General features: G+C 69.2%; 19 protein-coding genes and 1 pseudogene. 10 read left to right on the top strand and 10 right to left on the bottom strand.

All coding sequences use genetic code 11. The annotated features are described in order from the left end of the window. Positions 1-4 precede the first annotated feature (4 nt). Positions 5-295 (top strand): annotated as a pseudogene (locus tag ACZ6R9_RS18910) (YjbQ family protein); the annotation flags it as partial. 1,040 nt (positions 296-1,335) lie between these two features. After that, positions 1,336-2,661, top strand: a complete 1,326-nt coding sequence (locus ACZ6R9_RS18905) for a hypothetical protein (protein ID WP_465538989.1) — start codon at positions 1,336-1,338, stop codon at positions 2,659-2,661. A 20-nt stretch (positions 2,662-2,681) separates the two neighbouring features. Here ACZ6R9_RS18905 and ACZ6R9_RS18900 read toward each other — a convergent pair whose 3' ends face one another. Then, positions 2,682-3,410: a hypothetical protein gene (locus tag ACZ6R9_RS18900; RefSeq protein ID WP_465538987.1), complete on the bottom strand. Its 729-nt coding sequence runs from the start codon at positions 3,408-3,410 to the stop codon at positions 2,682-2,684. A 543-nt stretch (positions 3,411-3,953) separates the two neighbouring features. Here ACZ6R9_RS18900 and ACZ6R9_RS18895 point away from each other — a divergent pair. After that, positions 3,954-4,163 (top strand): hypothetical protein, encoded by a 210-nt coding sequence (locus ACZ6R9_RS18895; RefSeq protein ID WP_380482861.1) that lies wholly within the window; start codon positions 3,954-3,956, stop codon positions 4,161-4,163. Positions 4,164-5,369: 1,206 nt separating this feature from the next. Here ACZ6R9_RS18895 and ACZ6R9_RS18890 read toward each other — a convergent pair. The 8 genes from ACZ6R9_RS18890 to ACZ6R9_RS18855 form a co-directional block, all read right to left on the bottom strand. Continuing rightward, positions 5,370-5,777, bottom strand: coding sequence for a gas vesicle protein K (locus ACZ6R9_RS18890; RefSeq protein ID WP_465538985.1), 408 nt, complete (start codon positions 5,775-5,777; stop codon positions 5,370-5,372). Continuing rightward, a complete protein-coding gene (locus tag ACZ6R9_RS18885) occupies positions 5,774-6,016 on the bottom strand; it encodes a gas vesicle protein (protein WP_380482867.1) in 243 nt (80 codons plus the stop codon). The genes ACZ6R9_RS18890 and ACZ6R9_RS18885 overlap by 4 nt, the downstream gene beginning before the upstream one ends. Then, positions 6,013-6,816 (bottom strand): GvpL/GvpF family gas vesicle protein, encoded by an 804-nt coding sequence (locus ACZ6R9_RS18880; RefSeq protein WP_465538982.1) that lies wholly within the window; start codon positions 6,814-6,816, stop codon positions 6,013-6,015. The genes ACZ6R9_RS18885 and ACZ6R9_RS18880 overlap by 4 nt, the downstream gene beginning before the upstream one ends. After that, entirely contained in the window at positions 6,813-7,244 is a 432-nt protein-coding gene (locus ACZ6R9_RS18875; RefSeq protein WP_380482871.1) for a gas vesicle protein, read from the bottom strand. The genes ACZ6R9_RS18880 and ACZ6R9_RS18875 overlap by 4 nt, the downstream gene beginning before the upstream one ends. 39 nt (positions 7,245-7,283) lie before the next feature. Next, positions 7,284-7,535: a gas vesicle protein GvpG gene (locus ACZ6R9_RS18870; RefSeq protein ID WP_380482873.1), complete on the bottom strand. Its 252-nt coding sequence runs from the start codon at positions 7,533-7,535 to the stop codon at positions 7,284-7,286. A 12-nt stretch (positions 7,536-7,547) separates the two neighbouring features. After that, positions 7,548-8,261, bottom strand: a complete 714-nt coding sequence (locus tag ACZ6R9_RS18865) for a GvpL/GvpF family gas vesicle protein (protein WP_465538980.1) — start codon at positions 8,259-8,261, stop codon at positions 7,548-7,550. A 1-nt stretch (position 8,262) separates the two neighbouring features. Continuing rightward, positions 8,263-8,721, bottom strand: a complete 459-nt coding sequence (locus ACZ6R9_RS18860; protein WP_380482877.1) for a gas vesicle structural protein GvpA — start codon at positions 8,719-8,721, stop codon at positions 8,263-8,265. Positions 8,722-8,793: 72 nt separating this feature from the next. Beyond that, positions 8,794-9,171, bottom strand: a complete 378-nt coding sequence (locus tag ACZ6R9_RS18855; RefSeq protein WP_465538977.1) for a gas vesicle protein GvpO — start codon at positions 9,169-9,171, stop codon at positions 8,794-8,796. Between the two features lie 500 nt (positions 9,172-9,671). Here ACZ6R9_RS18855 and ACZ6R9_RS18850 point away from each other — a divergent pair, with 500 nt between their 5' ends. The 7 genes from ACZ6R9_RS18850 to ACZ6R9_RS18820 all read left to right on the top strand — a co-directional run bounded on the left by ACZ6R9_RS18850 (position 9,672) and on the right by ACZ6R9_RS18820 (position 14,568). Continuing rightward, complete coding sequence (locus tag ACZ6R9_RS18850; RefSeq protein ID WP_465538975.1) at positions 9,672-10,436, top strand: histone protein; 765 nt, start codon at positions 9,672-9,674, stop codon at positions 10,434-10,436. Positions 10,437-10,439: 3 nt separating this feature from the next. Beyond that, positions 10,440-11,477 (top strand): SRPBCC family protein, encoded by a 1,038-nt coding sequence (locus tag ACZ6R9_RS18845; protein WP_380482882.1) that lies wholly within the window; start codon positions 10,440-10,442, stop codon positions 11,475-11,477. Between the two features lie 23 nt (positions 11,478-11,500). Beyond that, positions 11,501-11,674, top strand: coding sequence for a CsbD family protein (locus tag ACZ6R9_RS18840; RefSeq protein ID WP_380482884.1), 174 nt, complete (start codon positions 11,501-11,503; stop codon positions 11,672-11,674). A 130-nt stretch (positions 11,675-11,804) separates the two neighbouring features. Beyond that, positions 11,805-12,305 carry a hemerythrin domain-containing protein gene (locus ACZ6R9_RS18835; protein ID WP_380482885.1) on the top strand — a complete coding sequence of 167 codons (501 nt, stop codon included), beginning with the start codon at positions 11,805-11,807 and terminating at the stop codon, positions 12,303-12,305. 162 nt (positions 12,306-12,467) lie between these two features. Beyond that, positions 12,468-12,671 carry a helix-turn-helix domain-containing protein gene (locus ACZ6R9_RS18830; protein WP_465538972.1) on the top strand — a complete coding sequence of 68 codons (204 nt, stop codon included), beginning with the start codon at positions 12,468-12,470 and terminating at the stop codon, positions 12,669-12,671. Between the two features lie 245 nt (positions 12,672-12,916). Continuing rightward, the gene (locus ACZ6R9_RS18825) at positions 12,917-13,093 is read left to right on the top strand and encodes a CBS domain-containing protein (protein WP_465538970.1); all 177 of its coding nucleotides are present in this window, start codon (positions 12,917-12,919) and stop codon (positions 13,091-13,093) included. A gap of 380 nt (positions 13,094-13,473) precedes the next feature. Further along, positions 13,474-14,568: a baeRF2 domain-containing protein gene (locus ACZ6R9_RS18820; protein ID WP_465538968.1), complete on the top strand. Its 1,095-nt coding sequence runs from the start codon at positions 13,474-13,476 to the stop codon at positions 14,566-14,568. Positions 14,569-14,996: 428 nt separating this feature from the next. On the opposite strand, the gene ACZ6R9_RS18815 is transcribed toward ACZ6R9_RS18820, so the two are convergent. Then, on the bottom strand, positions 14,997-15,257 hold the full coding sequence (locus tag ACZ6R9_RS18815) for a MerR family transcriptional regulator (RefSeq protein WP_465538967.1): 261 nt from the start codon (positions 15,255-15,257) through the stop codon (positions 14,997-14,999). Positions 15,258-15,303 lie beyond the last annotated feature (46 nt).

Below are 15,303 nucleotides of genomic sequence, written 5' to 3'. Positions count from 1 at the left end.
GAACGAGAGTGGACTGGACGCCGACCTGAAGGGTGTCCTGGAACGCGTCGCCCCGCACTCCGACCACCGCCACTACTACGCCCACGACAAGACGCGCACCCCCGACGAACGGCTGCTGCACGGCGAGCGTGACAACGGGCACTCCCACGTCCGTGCCCTGGTCTCCGCCCATCCCGAGCTGCACATCCCGATCACCGGTGGCGCCCTGTATCTGGGCCGGTGGCAGACCATCAGGCTGGCCGAGTTCGACGGACCCGGCACCCGGGAGCTGGTGGTGCGCGTGTATCGCGCCTGACCCTCCCGCCCTCCGCCGTGTGCGAGGAGCGCGTACGGCGGAGGCCGCGTACGCTGCGCCCGCCAGTTGGGTTGCACGGAATGCCGTGGGACGGAAGAAAGAGCGCCGCGTCCCGACCTTGTCTTCTCTTCGCCCGAGTCGGAAGCAGGCCGCTCTCGGCGTTCTCCACGGCGGCGAGCTCGGTGGCGGCCTCGGCGGTGACGAGCTCGGTGAGTTCAGGGCGCCGAGGCCGTGGAGGGCGCGGCCGACCTGTGAGAGGACCGTCGCACCGCCGCTGGGCAGGTTCGGCTTGGCGATCGTGCCGGTGACCTCGGTGAAGCGCCTGCGCTCCTCCGCGTGGCGCCAGCCCTCGGGGTTGGGCTTCAGCGAGTCGGCCGCACTGGCGGGGTGGGTGTAGGTGCGCCATGCGGCTTCCGACAGGTGGCTGAGCGTGCGGGCCAGGCCCAGAAGCGTGGAGGTGGCGGCTTCGGTGGGAAGGGCGGCAATGCGGGCGGCGAGGTCGCCCTACCCCGACCCTCAGGTGGCGATCAGTTCGCGTCGTACGGGGTCGACGCTGTGGCGGGTCACGAGCCGAACCTCCAGGACCGACACAGTGTCCGTCGCTCTGCTGTGCCCCATTCTGGCCGACGCCGGGTACAGCTGCGAGGAGGTGATGGCACCTCAGGTCCCGTTCGCCGGTGCCGTGTTGGAAAAGGCGGCAGGCGGGCCGCAGCAAGGCGGGTTCCGACCGGGTCTGGGGCTGTCGGGGCGGCCGCGACCAGGATTTTCGCTGGTCGGAGACCGATCTGTGATCGGCTCCGCAGAAGGTTGGTGCGTTTGAAGCCCCTGTCCGGCGCTCCTGGCTTGGACGTATGGACACGTACACCGTATTTGCGGGCGTTCGTCCCGTGGACAGCGAAACCGTTGCGGAGATCGAGACGATCTCGACCGAGCTGCACATCGCGGCCATCGGCCTGTCACGGCGTCAATGAACCGTGCGACCGCGACGCCCAGTGTTGTGCGGGCCTCCACTGCAACCTCGACAAGAACATGTGCGTGAAGTGAGGCTCCCCCGCGGGGTGGTGGCGGCTGATCTGGGCGAGGGCGGGGTTCTGCTGGACACGGCACGGCCCGTCGGGGCGTTTGTCAGCCCCACCGTCCTGGGGTACCTCGCCGGCCGTCCGCCGGCCGTTGAGCACCGGGAGCAGTACGCCCGGTGCTTCGACGGCTGGCGGGCGGCCGGTCTCGTCGCGGACGCCGACGGCGCGCCGGCCGGCGGCGACGGACTCGACGGCCTGCGGGTCCGTGTGGACGAGGAGGCGGTTCAGCGCCCGGTTCTGACGGTGGCCATGGCGAAGTCCTGCGGGTTCTGCGCCCAGCTGTCCGCCGACCTGGCGGCGAACGCCGCGGTGTTGCGCGCACTGGAGGCGAGCGTCCTGCTGGTAGAGGACGGGCACGAGAGGGTCCTGGGCGCCCCGCTGGACCGCCGGACGCGGGTGCGGCTGGCTGAGCTGGGCCGTGCGGCGGCGAAGACCGGCACGCCGTCGGCACTGCTGTGCACCCCGGGCCGTCCGGCGCGGAGCCGGCTGGGTTTCCTCGAAGTCAGTGCCGTGTTGAGCGAACTCAGCGGTGCCGACCCGGATGTCACGGTGATGGAGGCGCCCACCACCTGCTCGGTGAACGTCGCGGCGAAGCCCGTGGATGCGCTGGTGGCGGCGCGGGTCGGCGGGCGCAGGGTGGGGATCGCGGTTCGCGGCGCCGAGGCGCTGGAGGCGGTGCGGGGGGTGACGGGTGGCGGCGACGAGTTCGGGTATACGCCCGCGACGTTGACGGTGGAGCGGCCCGGCTCGATGTTCCTGCTCTTCCGAGGCGGTGAACTCCTCGCGCGGGCCCGCAACGCGGACGCCCTGCGCGCGGCCCTGGGAGTTGTTCTGGCGGGCTACGCGCCGTCCGGGCCGGCCGGGCTGAGGCTGTTGGCCGGAGCCGCTGTCCATGAGGGCGGCGAGGCTGTCCTGTTCCCCCGTAACTGGGTGACCGACCTGGTCACTCACGGAACCCGGCTGGAACGCGGCGGCTGGCGGGTGTGTCTGGAGCCGTTCAGCACCGTGCGCCCCGACTCCCGTGGCGGGCTGGTGTTGCTTTCCTGTTCGCCCGAGGGCTCGTTGGCGGTGTCCCCGGTGACCGGTGTCCTGACGCAGGCGCTCGAACGGCCGGGGCCGCTGTCCAGGGCCCGGCTCCTGGCCCAGGTCACCAACTGGATTGCCCGCCCGACCACTGCCGGAGCGGTGGACACGCTGGCGGCGGCGTTGGGCGAGCTGCCCGTGCACGCGGGTACGTGGCGTCAGGCCGTCGCCCACCTCACTGGCGCAGCCCCGCAGGGGCGTTGAGGATCCGGCGCTGCGGCCCGTCAGGAATCGGGGGCCGCTCGCTTGCCCTTGCCCTTGTTCGTCCCCTTCCGTGACGCGGCCCGCGGGGGAGGCGGGGTGACGACGGGCGTTGGCTCACCCCGGCGGGTGAGGCCGGGATCGGTCGGGTGCGGATCGGGACAACTCTCCGACGGCAGACGCGACTTGCGCGCCAGCAGGCACCCGCACAGACCGCACACGGACTTGTCCCGGAGGCCGAGGCCGGCCACGGTCTGGAGCAGAGCGGTGCCCTTGCCCTGAGGACCGGGCCGCAGATGGGGGCAGTGCCCGCAGACGGCGAGCCTGCGAAGCCGGGTCTCCTCGTCCACTTCCACGAATCCGGCGCGGCCCCAACGGGCCAGCGCCTTCGCGCCGTGCGCGATCAGCGCCGCCGCCGACAGGTCACTGCCGGGGACAGACGGGGGATGCCTGAGGAGATGCTGCAGCCGGGTGGGGTCCCGGCAGGTCAGCAGGGCGTGGGCGTAGCCCTCGTCCGCCAGGGCCGCGGTCCACACGCCTTCGGGCACCGGGCCGTCCAACCCGAGAATCCGTCCGAGCTCTCTGCGCCCCTGCGGCATCTCCACGCTGTCGGGCGAAGCCTCGTTCATCGTCGCCTTCCCGTCGGTCACCGCGCCGATCGGGCGGTTCGTCAGGCGGATGCCGATCCCGGCGACTCGAACCGCGAACCGCAGTGCGAATGCGAACAAACCTGGTTCGCGGACATGGTCCACCCAGGAGCACCCCGTGCCCGGTGGACACGCCTGCATGCTGCGGAAGTCAGGCTCAACGGCGATCTGTTCGGTCGTGTGGGCTGGTGGCGGTATCGGCAAGCGGCAAGGTGGTGATTCTCTCCCGGCCGGCCCCGGTTGGGCGGGTCCACCTTCGTTTCTGCTCTGCGGAGGCGGGCATGGTGCTCCGCGGTTGACGCTTCGACGCGGGCGCGGCCCCTGGCCGGAGGACTGGCCTCGACCTGTGAAGCAGTCCGGCCGGTCGCCGCCGGAGGTCTTCCGAGGTTGAGTCGTTCAGTCGGCAATCGCACGGAAACGGCGCATCCCGCCTGCCGCCCGGGGCCTCCCGTCCGCTCGGGTGAATGTCGGCTGCTGGGGCACCGCTCCCATTCGGTCGCTCGGGATGGGGAACCAACCCCTGTGAGCTGTGCCGATCTCCACCTCGCGATCCGGAACGGTGGCCGCGCCGGCCTGCGGGCCGAGCGGGCGGCGGGTGCCCGTACACGCTAGGAAGAGAGGGAAGAACCTTCGACCCAAGGAGTGCACATGAGCGGGATCGGAAACTTCCTGGAGCTCCTCTCCGGAGGGCAGTTGCAGTGGTTCCGACAGCAGTCACCGGCGAAGCAGGCGGCGATTGTCGCGCAGTGGCAGGGCAGCGGCAAGAGCCCGGAGGAGGTCGTCGAGGACAACGGAGGCCCTGCGGCCGAAGGCGGACGCGAGGCCATTCCGGAGGTCGAGCCGGGCGTGGAGCTTTAGATTCATCTCATTTGGAGAGTTCCGGGTGCAGATGAGGGCTGTGGCGGCGCGGGCCAAGGCGGCGAAGGGGCCGGCTTTGCGCCCGTAGCGGCGGTGGAGCCGACGGAAGCCGCCGAGCCGGGCGACGGTGCGCTCGATCACCCAGCGGTGTGGGCCCGAGGCGCTGGGAGGAGTCGATCCCGCGACGGGCGAGCCGAGCTGTTCCAGTACAGAAGCCTCGATCGTGCCTGGCAGTTCAGCCCGTGAGGGTGCTGAGCGAGCCGGTCAGTGGACGGTTGACCTCCAGGGCGGCGACGGGCGTCGCTCACGCCAGCGGGTGAGACCGGGCTCGGTCGGGTGCGGAGCCGGACAACTCTCCGACGGGAGACGCGACTTGCGTGCCAGCAGGTACCCGCCAGGATCGCACATGGACTTGTCCCGGAGGCCGATGCCGGCCACGGTCTGGAGCGGGGCAGTGCCCTTGCCCTGGGGCCGGGCCGCAGCCAACTACGGGGGTCAGCCGACGAATCGCATGGCGAAGCAGCCGGGGTTGCCCGCTTGGGCGGCGTAGGAAGTGACCTTCGACTGGGCGACTTTGTGGGGCCGCGCAGGTCGCGGATCCGGGCGATGCCGGCGCTGTCAACGGCGGTCAGGTTGCCCGAGAAGGCGGCGTCCCCTTCGACTGTGACCGTCCTTCATCACCACCATGGAGCGCAACGGCGTCGGCCTGGCCACCCAGTCCAACGGGTCAACCAGACCACCGGAGCCTACGCGCCGCTGAAGCACCGCAAGGAGGGCGAATACCGCGACGTGCCGCTGCCGGCCCGGACCAAGCACACCATCGAGTGGTACGCCGACACCTACGGCACCGTCGACGGCTACCTGCTGCGCCACCCGCGCGACCTGTTGAAGCCGATGCCGGCCTACCACCTGCAGAACCAGTGGCAGCGGCTCACGCCTGACGGGACGTTCGAGATACAAGAGGGCATGGTGCTGTACGGCTTCCGACACTTCTTCGCCTCGAACTGCCTCACCCACAACACCCCGATCACCGATGTCGCGGAGCGGACGGGCCACCGCAGCATTATTCAGGCCTGGATCTCAGACACCTTGAACCGTGTCCTGGCGTTTCGGCCGCGTCCGAACCGATACCCAAGCAACCCAACCTTCGGCGCCTCTCGGTACAACCACGCCAAGGAGACGTTCAAGTACTCGGCCGTTGCTGGGCTACTCGGCCGGCGGGAGCAGGGGCCCCAGTGGTCCCAGGTCGAGGTTGAGGTCCTGCATTGTCAGTCCGTACCGGGCGCAGAGCTCGGTCATGCGGTCGTGCAGGGCCATGAGGGTGGCGCCCAGGTTCTCCTCCTGGCTCTCGGTGAGATCGCCGGCCTCGACACGGTGGAGTGCCTGGCGTTCCATGAGCTGTCGCAGGAGTTCGACGATGGTGAGGACCAGTCTCATCAGGTCCCGTTCCACACTCTCAGGGTCGGTGGAGATCCTGTGCGGGACCTGCTGCGGGGAGCCGCGATCCAGGGGCGGGCTGTCATGTGGGGTGGCCGGCAGGATCCGGAACGCGCGGGTGGCGGCTTGGGAGACTTCGTGGTAGCGGTCGGGGTGACCGGGGCGGCCGGCGGTCATGGTGGCTCCGTCCGCCTGGCGGTGTCGGCAACGCTCCAGGGGGCAGGATTCTGTTCACTGATCGACACGATGAGGGCGCGCAGTGAGACTCGGACGAGGTCGATGTCGGCGATGGACAGGACGAGGTCGCCGGTAAGGACCACCCCGCCGCTGAGCAGTCGGTCCAGCAGGTCGATGAGGGCGACCTGCTGCTGTGGTAGGGCAGTCCTGGGTCTGTCCGGGGCGCGGTCGGGGTTCACGGTGTGCTCGTGCCTGCATCGGGCAGGGTGGCGAAGGAGTAGGGGGCCCAGGGGCCGGTGACGTCGACGCGGACGCCGGTGAGGCCGTCGGTGGCGCGCATGACCTCCGCCCGGAAAGCGTCGACGTGGGCGGCCGGCACGAGGTAGGCGTCGTTGCTGACGTTGATTCCCGGTCCGGTTGCCAGCTCGCCTTCCTGGATGCGGTGGCGGGCCCGCTCGACGGCATGAAGGCGGGCGATCGCCGTGATCCGTGCTGCCGCCTGCTCGGCTGCCTGGCGGGCGTCGTTGCGTGAATCCTGCTCCGCGCGGCGGTGGCGCAGGTAAGCGCGCCCAGGGCTGAGTGCCGGTTCAGGAGAAGTCACCTCCGCGGTCGGGGTGTTGTGCGCGGGGTCGACGTAGAGCTTGACGCCCATTTCCACGTGTCCGTCCAAGTGCTCCAGTCTTTCCAGGAACAGCGCCTGCCGGTCGTGGAGCATGGCGCGTACCCGGCCCTCGTCGAGATAGACCGTCGCCAGGCGCAGTGGGAGGACGGTGGCGCGTGCCGCGAAAGCCTCGATGACGCCGTGGTGTGCCCGGGCGAGTGCTTCGAGCCAGCCGAGGTCCTCGAGGTGCTCGCGCAGTGCTGTCTCGTTGAAGTCGCCCTCGGGGACGGGGCTGACCACTGCCACCAAGTCGGCGCCGTGGTTGGACGGCACGAGGCGGACGGGTGCGTCGGAGACACCGGTGATGGGCTTCGTCGCTCTCAGTTGGGCGCAGTTCCGGGCAGCGGCATAGACGTAGGTGAGCGACCCGGCGGTCATGTGTCACCTCGGGGAGACCGTGGGCGAGTGGTGGCGCGTGTCGTACGGCGCGGCTGGGACTTCTCGTGAGGCGTGTCGGCGGGAGGCAGTGCCGCGTCGGCACGCATCGTCTCGATCTGTTCGCGCAAACGTCGGTTCTCCTTTTCGAGGGAGGGGCTGTTCCCGGCCCGGGAGGACAATGAGGGATCGTGTTCCCACCAGTCGATGCCCATCTCCTTGGCCTTGTCCACGGAGGCGATGAGCAGGCGCAGCTTGATGGTGAGCAGCTCGATGTCGAGGAGGTTGATCTGGATGTCGCCGGCGATGACGATGCCCTTGTCCAGGACTCGTTCCAGGATGTCGGCGAGGTTGGCTGACGAGGGCTGGTCGTAGGGCGAGGCGGCTCGGGAGGGGAGGGAACCGAGGCGATTGGCCAGGGAGTCTGTCATGGTGTGCTGCCCTCCTCTGCTCGTTGGGTGGGCGCGCGGTCACTGCGCTGAGCGCTGGGCGTGGGCTCTGATCTCGTCGAGACGGTCCAGGAGTTCGTCCTCGCGGCGGTTGAAGGTCTCCTCGTCGATCTGCCCGGCCAGCAGGTCCCTCTCCAGCGCGGCGAGCTCCTTTTCCACGGGAGCGGGATCGTAGTACTCGTTCTCGGCGGTCTCGACGACCCGCTCGACTATCCAGATTGTGCCGCGCACGGGTGCCAGCGGGAGGGTGAGGATCTGGGTGATCAGTCCCATGGTTTCGGCCTCTCAGACGAAGCTGTAGGCGGGCAGGGGGCCGTTCAGCCGGAAGTCGCAGTCAGCGCCCAGTTCACTCGCAATGCCCTTCTCCGCGGCGAGGAACAGCTCCTGATGCGCTTCATCCACCAGGAAGGAGATGTTCAGGAAGTCTTCCCCGGTGGGATCGGACGCCCGTTCCTGTCGGGCGTGGGGGCGCAGTGCCTCGGCAATGCCGGAGGCCAGGACTTCCTGGCGGGCGAGGACTTCGTTGGCGACGAGCTCGCCGAGGGCGAGCGGCAGATCAGGGCTGCCGGTGCCGGCCTTGATGGCGTCGTTGAGCTGTCGGGCCTTGGGCGATTCCTGCAGGATCTGTCGCAGCAGGACATCCTCGTCGATGGAGACCTTGAGGTGGTACTCGGCGCAGTCTTCCAGCTCGGCCAGGCGCTGGATGTACTCGTCGCGGCGCTGTTCAAGAGCGGCGCGCACAGCGTCGTCGTCGGAGGCAGTGAGGCCGAAGCGCAATGGCAGGACCGCACCGTCGGCCATCAGACGTTCCTGGACGGCCTGATGAGCCATCAGGTCGCGGCGTTTGGGGCGCAGTTCCTGGGGCGCGTCGCTGACGACGGCGCACAGCGGGCCCGCACTGACGGCGCGAAGTGCGGTGGGATCGGGGCCTACGGCATCCAGGCCTTCAAGGTTGCGGGCGTGGTCGGCGGCGACGATGGAGTAGACGTAGACGGTCATGTCACTCCTCCCGCCGCTTGCTGGCCCGGCGCGTGGGCCTGGTGCGCTTCGGGGCGGGCTCCGCCTCCTCCTCCTGGTCCTCGTCCTCCTTCTCCTTCTTGTCGCCCCCGAGGTGGAGGGTGTCGGTGACGGCCTCGGCGGCGCCGCTGATTGCGCCCTTGCTCTTGCCGTGTGCGCCGCCCTCGGTGACCTCCCCGACGATGTCGGTGAGCTGGGTGGGGGCCTTCCGTCCGGCTTCCAGGTCGAGGCGGTTGCAGGCCTCAGCGAAGCGCAAGTACGTGTCGACGCTGGCGACGACGATCCGGACGTCGATCTTGAGGATCTCGATGCCGACCAGGGAGACACGGATGAAGACGTCGATGACCAGGCCGCGGTCAAGGATCAGTTCGAGGATGTCGTAGAGATTTCCAGTATTCCCGCTACGGGACACACTGGCTGCGCCTTGCGGCACCACAGTCACGGTGCCTCCCTTCGCCGGGCCGCCGTCGCGGTGGACTGCGGATGCGTCCGCTTCGTCGCGGCACGGGGTTTGTCAGGTGCGGCGGTCGATCTGTCCACGGGTGTAGCGGCGGATCCGCTCGTACGACTGGAGTTCGCCCGCCTTGTCGAGCGCCACCCGGTAACTGGCCAGGACACTGGTCGTCTCGGGAATGCGTTCCAACTCCACCACCTCTACATCGGCCTGCCAGCCTTCTTCGGTGGGTTTGAGTGCCGACACCGACTCGGGGGCGCGTCCGAGGAGCTCCGCCAGTTGCTCGGAGGCGTTACGCATGGCGCGCCTTGCCGAAACGGGCCTGCCGACCGCATGCCTCGACGGCTGGCTCGGTGCGCCCTGGGCGGTACCGCGCGAGCGGGTCGAGTGTGCGCCGGCCTTTCTCGGCCTCGCGTCCTCCTGCTTGCCTGCGGCCATGTTCTCGCTCCGGATCGGAGACGACTGCTGGGCCAATCAGGTGCTCATATGCCCGATTTGCCCCAATCCTATCGGTTGGTCGCTCCTGAAGGAAGCTCACCGCACCTGGGGGCGGTGCCACGATCGCTGCCACCCTCACGGAAGCTCGCCGCCACTGAGCGTGGGCTTCCCGTTGCTTGGAGCCGTGCCGTGTGCGGGACTTCGCGCCCCAGGGTGCGCCAAGCCGGTGTACTGCCAGACTGGGAAAGGCGGGATGCCGTCGTCACCGGAGCCTGCGACGCGGGCGCGGGACTCGCGGTCCAGGGAGCGGGATCTGGCCCAAGGCCCGAATACTGGCGAGGGCTGCCGCAATTGACGCACTGCGGGAGGGTGCCGCCCGGTGGGGCGAGCGCCGCCGGGCGGAAGTCCTTGCGGTCCTGCGCCCAGCAACGACATCACAAGGGCCCCTTCGTTGGTAACCGATCCCTCCAGAAGGGGCGAGTGCTGGAAAGGGATGACCCATGAACGACGCCACCAAGGTTGCCCTGGCAGCCGCTGTCGCAGGCGGATATGTGCTCGGGCGCGCGAAGAAGGGGCGCCTGGCGTTCGCCGCCGCCACCTACCTCGCAGGGCGCAGGTTCGGACTGGGCCCGCGCCAGCTGGCCGCCGAGGGTCTGCGCAGGCTCAGCGACATCCCGCAGGTCGCCGAGCTGAACGAACAAGTCCGCGGCGAGCTGGTGAACGCCGGCAAGAAGGCGCTCGCCGCAACCGCCGACCGCCGCATCGGCGAGTTCGCCGACACCCTGCGGAAGCGCACCCTCAGCATCGGCACTCCGAAGGATGAGGAACCGGAGCCCGACGAGGAACTCGAGGAAGAAGAAGAGCCGTACGAGGAGTACGAGTCGGAGGAGGGCGAGGAGGAACCGGAGGGCAACGGGTCCGAGGACGAGGAGCCGGAGGAAGGCGAAGAAGTCGACGACGAGTCGGAGGAGGAGAAAGAAGCTCCCAGGAAGGAGCAGCGTCCGGCCAGGTCCGCACGTCGACGCGGGACCACAAGCAGCGACGACGGGCGGCCGCGGGCCTCCCGTGCAGCAGCCGGCAAGTCCGCGCCCAAGGCTGCTCGCAGGCCGGCCAAGAATGCCGCGTCGCCGGCCAAGAAGACGGCCCCGGTGGCGAAGAAGGCATCTGCCAAGAAGGCTCCGGCGGAAAAGAAGGCCGCGGCGAAGAAGGCATCCGCGAGCAAGAGCGCCGATGCCAAATCGTCTACACGTACCCGGCGGAGGTGAGCCATGGCCGCCACGAAAGAGAAGTCCAAGGGTGACAAGTCCACGGACACGTCGGGCGTCGACCGACTGCGCGAAGAAGTCGTCAACTACGTCGGTGCTCAGCTGGAGCACCTGGTGGAGAAGGCCGGCGCCAAGGTCTCCGACCTCACCGACACCCTTGGCGATGTCGCCGAGAACGGTGGCGTTCTGCCCAAGGTGGGTGCCCGTGTCCTGCAAGGCGACTCCCCTGCCAAGGCTGTCATCGGCGAAAAGGCCAAGAGCGCCAAGGACAACGTCGTCAAGAAAGTCAAAGAGACCTTCGGCAGCGGCGGAAAGCCCGGCCGCAAGGCCGGCAAGAAGACCATGAACATCATTGAGACCCTGGACGTCGGTGTACCGCTGCGGACCGCCTATGACCACTGGACCCAGTACGAGGACTTCAGTGACTTCGCCAAGGGCGTTCAAAGCGTCTCCCAGGGCGACGAGGTGACCACCGACTGGAACGTCAAGGTCGGACCCTCGAAACGCAGCTTCAAGGCCACCGTCCAGGAGCAGATACCGGACGATCGCATCGTATGGACCTCCGAAGGAGCCAAGGGCAGCACCCGCGGGGCCGTCAGCTTCCACGAGATCACCCCGAACCTGACCCGCATCGTCCTCGTCGTGGAGTACTACCCCAGCGGCTTCTTCGAGAAGACCGGCAACCTCTGGCGTGCACAGGGCAGGCGCCTACGCCTGGACTTCAAGAACTTCCAACGGCACGTCTCCCTCACCAACGAGGAGGCAGAGGGCTGGCGCGGAGAAATCCGCGACGGCGAGGTCGTCCGCACCCATGACGAAGCCATGGAAGAGGAGGAGGCCGCCCAGGAACGGCCCGAGGACGACGAGTACGACGAGGGCGGCGAACCCGAGGGGGAGTACGACGACGGTGAGGAACCGGAGTACGAGGAAGACGAAGGCGAGGAACCCGAGGACGAGTACGAGGAAGGCGACGAGGGAGAACACGAGGACGACGAAGGACCCGAGGAAGAGGAAGAGGCCCCCGACGACGAACGGGGGTAGGTAGAACGGCGCAGGAGGACCGCATGAGCGCGGGAAAGAAGGCCAAGCACACGGCCAAAACCGCAAAGGGCAAGGTCAAGGAGGCTACCGGCAAGGCGGTCGGCAACGAGAGCCTCGTCGTGAAGGGGAAAGCCGAGCAGGTCAAGGGCGACATGGCGCAGGCCGGCCAGAAGACCAAGGATGCGCTGAAGCACTAGGCCACCAGCGCCTGACCGCGGCGGCACAAGCCGCCGCGGGAGCTCGACCGAATGTGCGAGACGCCGGCGCCACCCTCCAGCAGGCCGATCGCACTCAGCCAGACCCACCACCCAACTGAGGGGACCCGACATGACCACCGACGCCATCGTCCTTCTCAAGGAGGACCATAAGGAAATTCGGCGGCTCTTCCGGGCGTTCGAGTCTGCCGCCGACGATGACGGGGCCGTCAAGGCCGACCTCGCCAGCAGGATCGTGGAGGCCTTGACTGTTCACACCTACATCGAGAACGAGGTCATGTACCCCACCGTCCGCGATCTCGTCCCCGACCTTGAAAGCGACATCCTGGAGTCTCTCGAGGAACATCACGTCGCCGATGTCCTGTGCGCAGAACTGGACGCAATGGACGCGGACGACGAGCGTTTCGACGCAAAGACCACAGTCCTCATCGCGTCGGTCGGCCACCACATCGAGGAAGAGGAGGGCGAGTGGTTCCCCAAGGTACGGGAGGCCCTTGGTCGTAAGGAGCTCCAGGAGATCGGCGCACGCATGCTCGAAGTTCGTGCCACCGCACCCAAACGGCCACAGCAGCCCAGCTCGTTGAAGAAGGCCGCCGACGCCCTCCTGGGATAAGCGCCCGCACCGATCGCGAGCGAAAGCGCCCCCGGAGTTCGCCGTGATCGTCCTCGGAGCTGTCTTGCTCGTCACCGGGCTGCGCCCGGCCCCGTTCCGGCGCCTGGTCCAGGCGGTGAAGTATCGCGGTGGCCGGGCGCTGGACCCCGCCGGCTGTGGGCCTTGTCCCTGGAGGACAGGGTCCTGCTGGTCGCGGTCTACTACCGGACGAACCTGACGAGGCGTCGGCCGGCGCCGCTGTTCGACGTCTCGTCGGCAGCCGCCCATCGGATCATCGATCGGCACAGCCCGGATTGCCGCCGCAGTTCGCCCACCTGTACACGCCGCTGTTCGCACGCCAGCTGCTGGTGGCCGCCGTCGAGCTGACCGGCCGCCTGAGCGGCTACCCGTCCGCACGTCCTTCACGCACGGTCCGGTGCACAAGGTGGGCCCGGAGCGCCCGAGAGCAGAGCGCGGGTGAGAGGTGAGTTCGGCAGGCCGGGGTGGTCGTCGTTTCCCCGGGAACGGGTCGGGCAGACGCCTGTTCGGGCGGCAACTCGTGCTGCGCTGTCGCCTGCCATCCCACAGCGGGAGGAAGCCATGACTCAGAGGACCTGCGGCATCACGGGAGCGTGGTCACCGTCGGCGAGCACACCACCATCCACGACACGGCGATCCGCATGCGCGACGCGGACATCGGTGACGTCCTGGTCACCGACGACGGCCACCTGCGCGGCCCGGTCACCGACCGCGACCTGGTCGTCCGGGCTCTCGCAGACGGCAAGGACCCCGACCACGGGGCCGGGTAGCCGCACCCATGGAGTCCATGCACGTTCGGACATTGCAGGGGAGCGGTGATCGTGGGAACACCACCGAATGACCCGGTACCTCCCAGTCCCACACCGGTTCCGGGGCCGGGCCCGGCGCCGGGTCCCTCGCCCGGCCCGGTGCCCGCGCCCGGTGGTCCGGATCCGGTTCCGCCCGGGCCGCCTCCGCCGGAGCCCGACCCGCAGCCACCGCCCGCGCCGGGGCCGGGACCCCGCCCGGAGCCGGGACCGTTGCCCGGTCCGGGACCTGCTCCGGAACCGGGCACCTGAGCATCTGGACACACTTCGAGGACCGCAGGGGTGAAGCCGTGAAATCCCAGTTCCTGCATCGTCTCTACGAGCCGGACTCTCCGGTCGCATCTGTGTACCTCGACACCTCTCGCGACATCGACGACCCGGACCGGGCGATCGAGCTGCGCTGGCGGCACCTGCGGGAGAACCTGCTGGCCCACGACGCGGACCCGGACACCGTCACGGCGATCGACACCGTCGTCGCGGGTGCCGGCATGGACCGCGGCGTCGTCGGCCGGCACGGACAGGCCGTGTTCGCCGCGGCCGGACGGATCCTGCTGGACGAACGCCTTGCGGAGCCGCCCACGCGGGACACCGCCCGGTACGGGACGCTGCCCGACGTCCTCCCGCTGGTCCTCCAACGCGCCCCGGACATCCCCTACGCCGCCCTCTCCCTCCACCGGGTCCACCTGCCGGGCGGCGCGGGGAACGGTGAGGAGCTCGAGATCGACCACGACGTGGGGCGCTGGCCGGCCAACCGCGTCAACTCCACCGCCGTGCACCGGCGGATCCCGCTCACCGGCTGGGCCCCGGAGGCCGAGCGGATTCTGGGCGAACTGGCGAACGCCGCCCCGGACGACGCCCCCGAACTCGTCGTGATCGCGGGAGACCCATGGGCCGCGAACACGATGATCCGTCTGGCCCCCGGCCACCTGGGGCGCCGCATCGTCAGGCTGCGCGACACCGATCGCCACCGGCCCGAGCCCGGACGGGCGGCCCTGGAACACGAGGTGGCCATGCTGATGGCGGACCGGCTGGCCGGACGTGACCAGCACCGGCTCGACGCCTTCCTCGCCCGGCGTGCCCGCGACCAGGACACGGCCGAGGGACTGGCCGACACCACCCTGATCCTCCAGCGCGGCCAGGCGGCCGCCCTGCTGATCAGCCGCTCACTGCCATCGCTGCCGCCGCTGTGGGTGGGTGCGGCGCCGACCGACGTCGCGCTGTCCGCCGCGGACCTCGCAGCCTTCGGCGTCGGCTACTCATGGGAGGCGGATGCGGCAGACGCTCTCGTCCGCGCCGCCGTGGGGACGAACGCGGACCTGATCGTGGTCCCCGCCGACCAGGCGGCCTTCGCCGAAGGGATCGCCGTGCTGCTCCGGTACCGCGACGCCGGGCACGATCACGAGGACGGGCAGACCGCCGGGAGCGCCAGGAGGGGATGAAGCGGATCATGACGCACCCGAAGACCGACCAGTCATCCCCGTCTCGAAGGCCATTGCCGGTTGGTCTCGCCTACGCCGATCAGCACCCGATAGTGGGCCGGGGTACATGAGGAGGCCGACCATGGTTCCGCGCTTCACGAACCGGCACGAGGCCGGGCGGCGGCAAAGGCTCAATCCGAGCCCACGCAGCATCCGTTATCGCTCACCGACCCACCACAAGATCAAATGAGATACGGCCCAGTATCGGAGAGCGGGACGTCTCCTCCGTCCTGGCCGCCTTCGAGTCCCTCGGCGGCGAGCGGCTCACCGACCGCCTCCTCGCGCACCTGCCCCGCGGCTACGCTCTGCTGTTCGGCCGCGCCGACCTTGCCGCCGCTGCTTGAACCCCGGTCGGCCCGGGGCGCTGGCCAGGCGGCGGGCCCCCGACGTCACTGGCCGCGGGCCCGGTCCAGGTCGGCCTCCAGCTCCTCCACCCGGGCCTGGAGTTCGAGCACCCGGCGCGCGCCTTCCAGGGTCAGTCCCTCGCTGATCAGTTTGACCAGGGCTGCGACACGATTGATCTCTCGGCTCGAGCAGCGGCGCCGGCCGCCCGCCGAGCGGATGGGCACGACCACGCCCAGCTCGTCCAGTCGCCGCAGGAAAGCGACCTGGACATGCAACATCGCGGCGACCCGAGACTCACGTTTCATTCCTCCTGCTGAGGCAAGACGGAAGGGATAAGCAGAAGAGGAGGCC

This window comes from Kitasatospora sp. NPDC048662, from assembly GCF_055587065.1.
The sequence above is the reverse complement of the archived record's forward strand: the minus strand, read 5'-3'. Positions and strand labels throughout refer to the sequence as shown.

Bases quoted from the DNA above. Each gene is read 5' to 3' on its own strand.
- ACZ6R9_RS18815 (WP_465538967.1), bottom strand. From the start codon at position 15,257: ATGAAACGTGAGTCTCGGGTCGCCGCGATGTTGCATGTCCAGGTCGCT.
- ACZ6R9_RS18865 (WP_465538980.1), bottom strand. From the start codon at position 8,261: ATGACCGTCTACGTCTACTCCATCGTCGCCGCCGACCACGCCCGCAAC.
- ACZ6R9_RS18840 (WP_380482884.1), top strand. From the start codon at position 11,501: ATGAGCGCGGGAAAGAAGGCCAAGCACACGGCCAAAACCGCAAAGGGC.
- ACZ6R9_RS18845 (WP_380482882.1), top strand. From the start codon at position 10,440: ATGGCCGCCACGAAAGAGAAGTCCAAGGGTGACAAGTCCACGGACACG.
- ACZ6R9_RS18855 (WP_465538977.1), bottom strand. From the start codon at position 9,171: ATGGCCGCAGGCAAGCAGGAGGACGCGAGGCCGAGAAAGGCCGGCGCA.
- ACZ6R9_RS18850 (WP_465538975.1), top strand. From the start codon at position 9,672: ATGAACGACGCCACCAAGGTTGCCCTGGCAGCCGCTGTCGCAGGCGGA.
- ACZ6R9_RS18895 (WP_380482861.1), top strand. From the start codon at position 3,954: ATGAGCGGGATCGGAAACTTCCTGGAGCTCCTCTCCGGAGGGCAGTTG.
- ACZ6R9_RS18835 (WP_380482885.1), top strand. From the start codon at position 11,805: ATGACCACCGACGCCATCGTCCTTCTCAAGGAGGACCATAAGGAAATT.
- ACZ6R9_RS18880 (WP_465538982.1), bottom strand. From the start codon at position 6,816: ATGACCGCCGGGTCGCTCACCTACGTCTATGCCGCTGCCCGGAACTGC.
- ACZ6R9_RS18890 (WP_465538985.1), bottom strand. From the start codon at position 5,777: ATGACCGCCGGCCGCCCCGGTCACCCCGACCGCTACCACGAAGTCTCC.
- ACZ6R9_RS18870 (WP_380482873.1), bottom strand. From the start codon at position 7,535: ATGGGACTGATCACCCAGATCCTCACCCTCCCGCTGGCACCCGTGCGC.
- ACZ6R9_RS18875 (WP_380482871.1), bottom strand. From the start codon at position 7,244: ATGACAGACTCCCTGGCCAATCGCCTCGGTTCCCTCCCCTCCCGAGCC.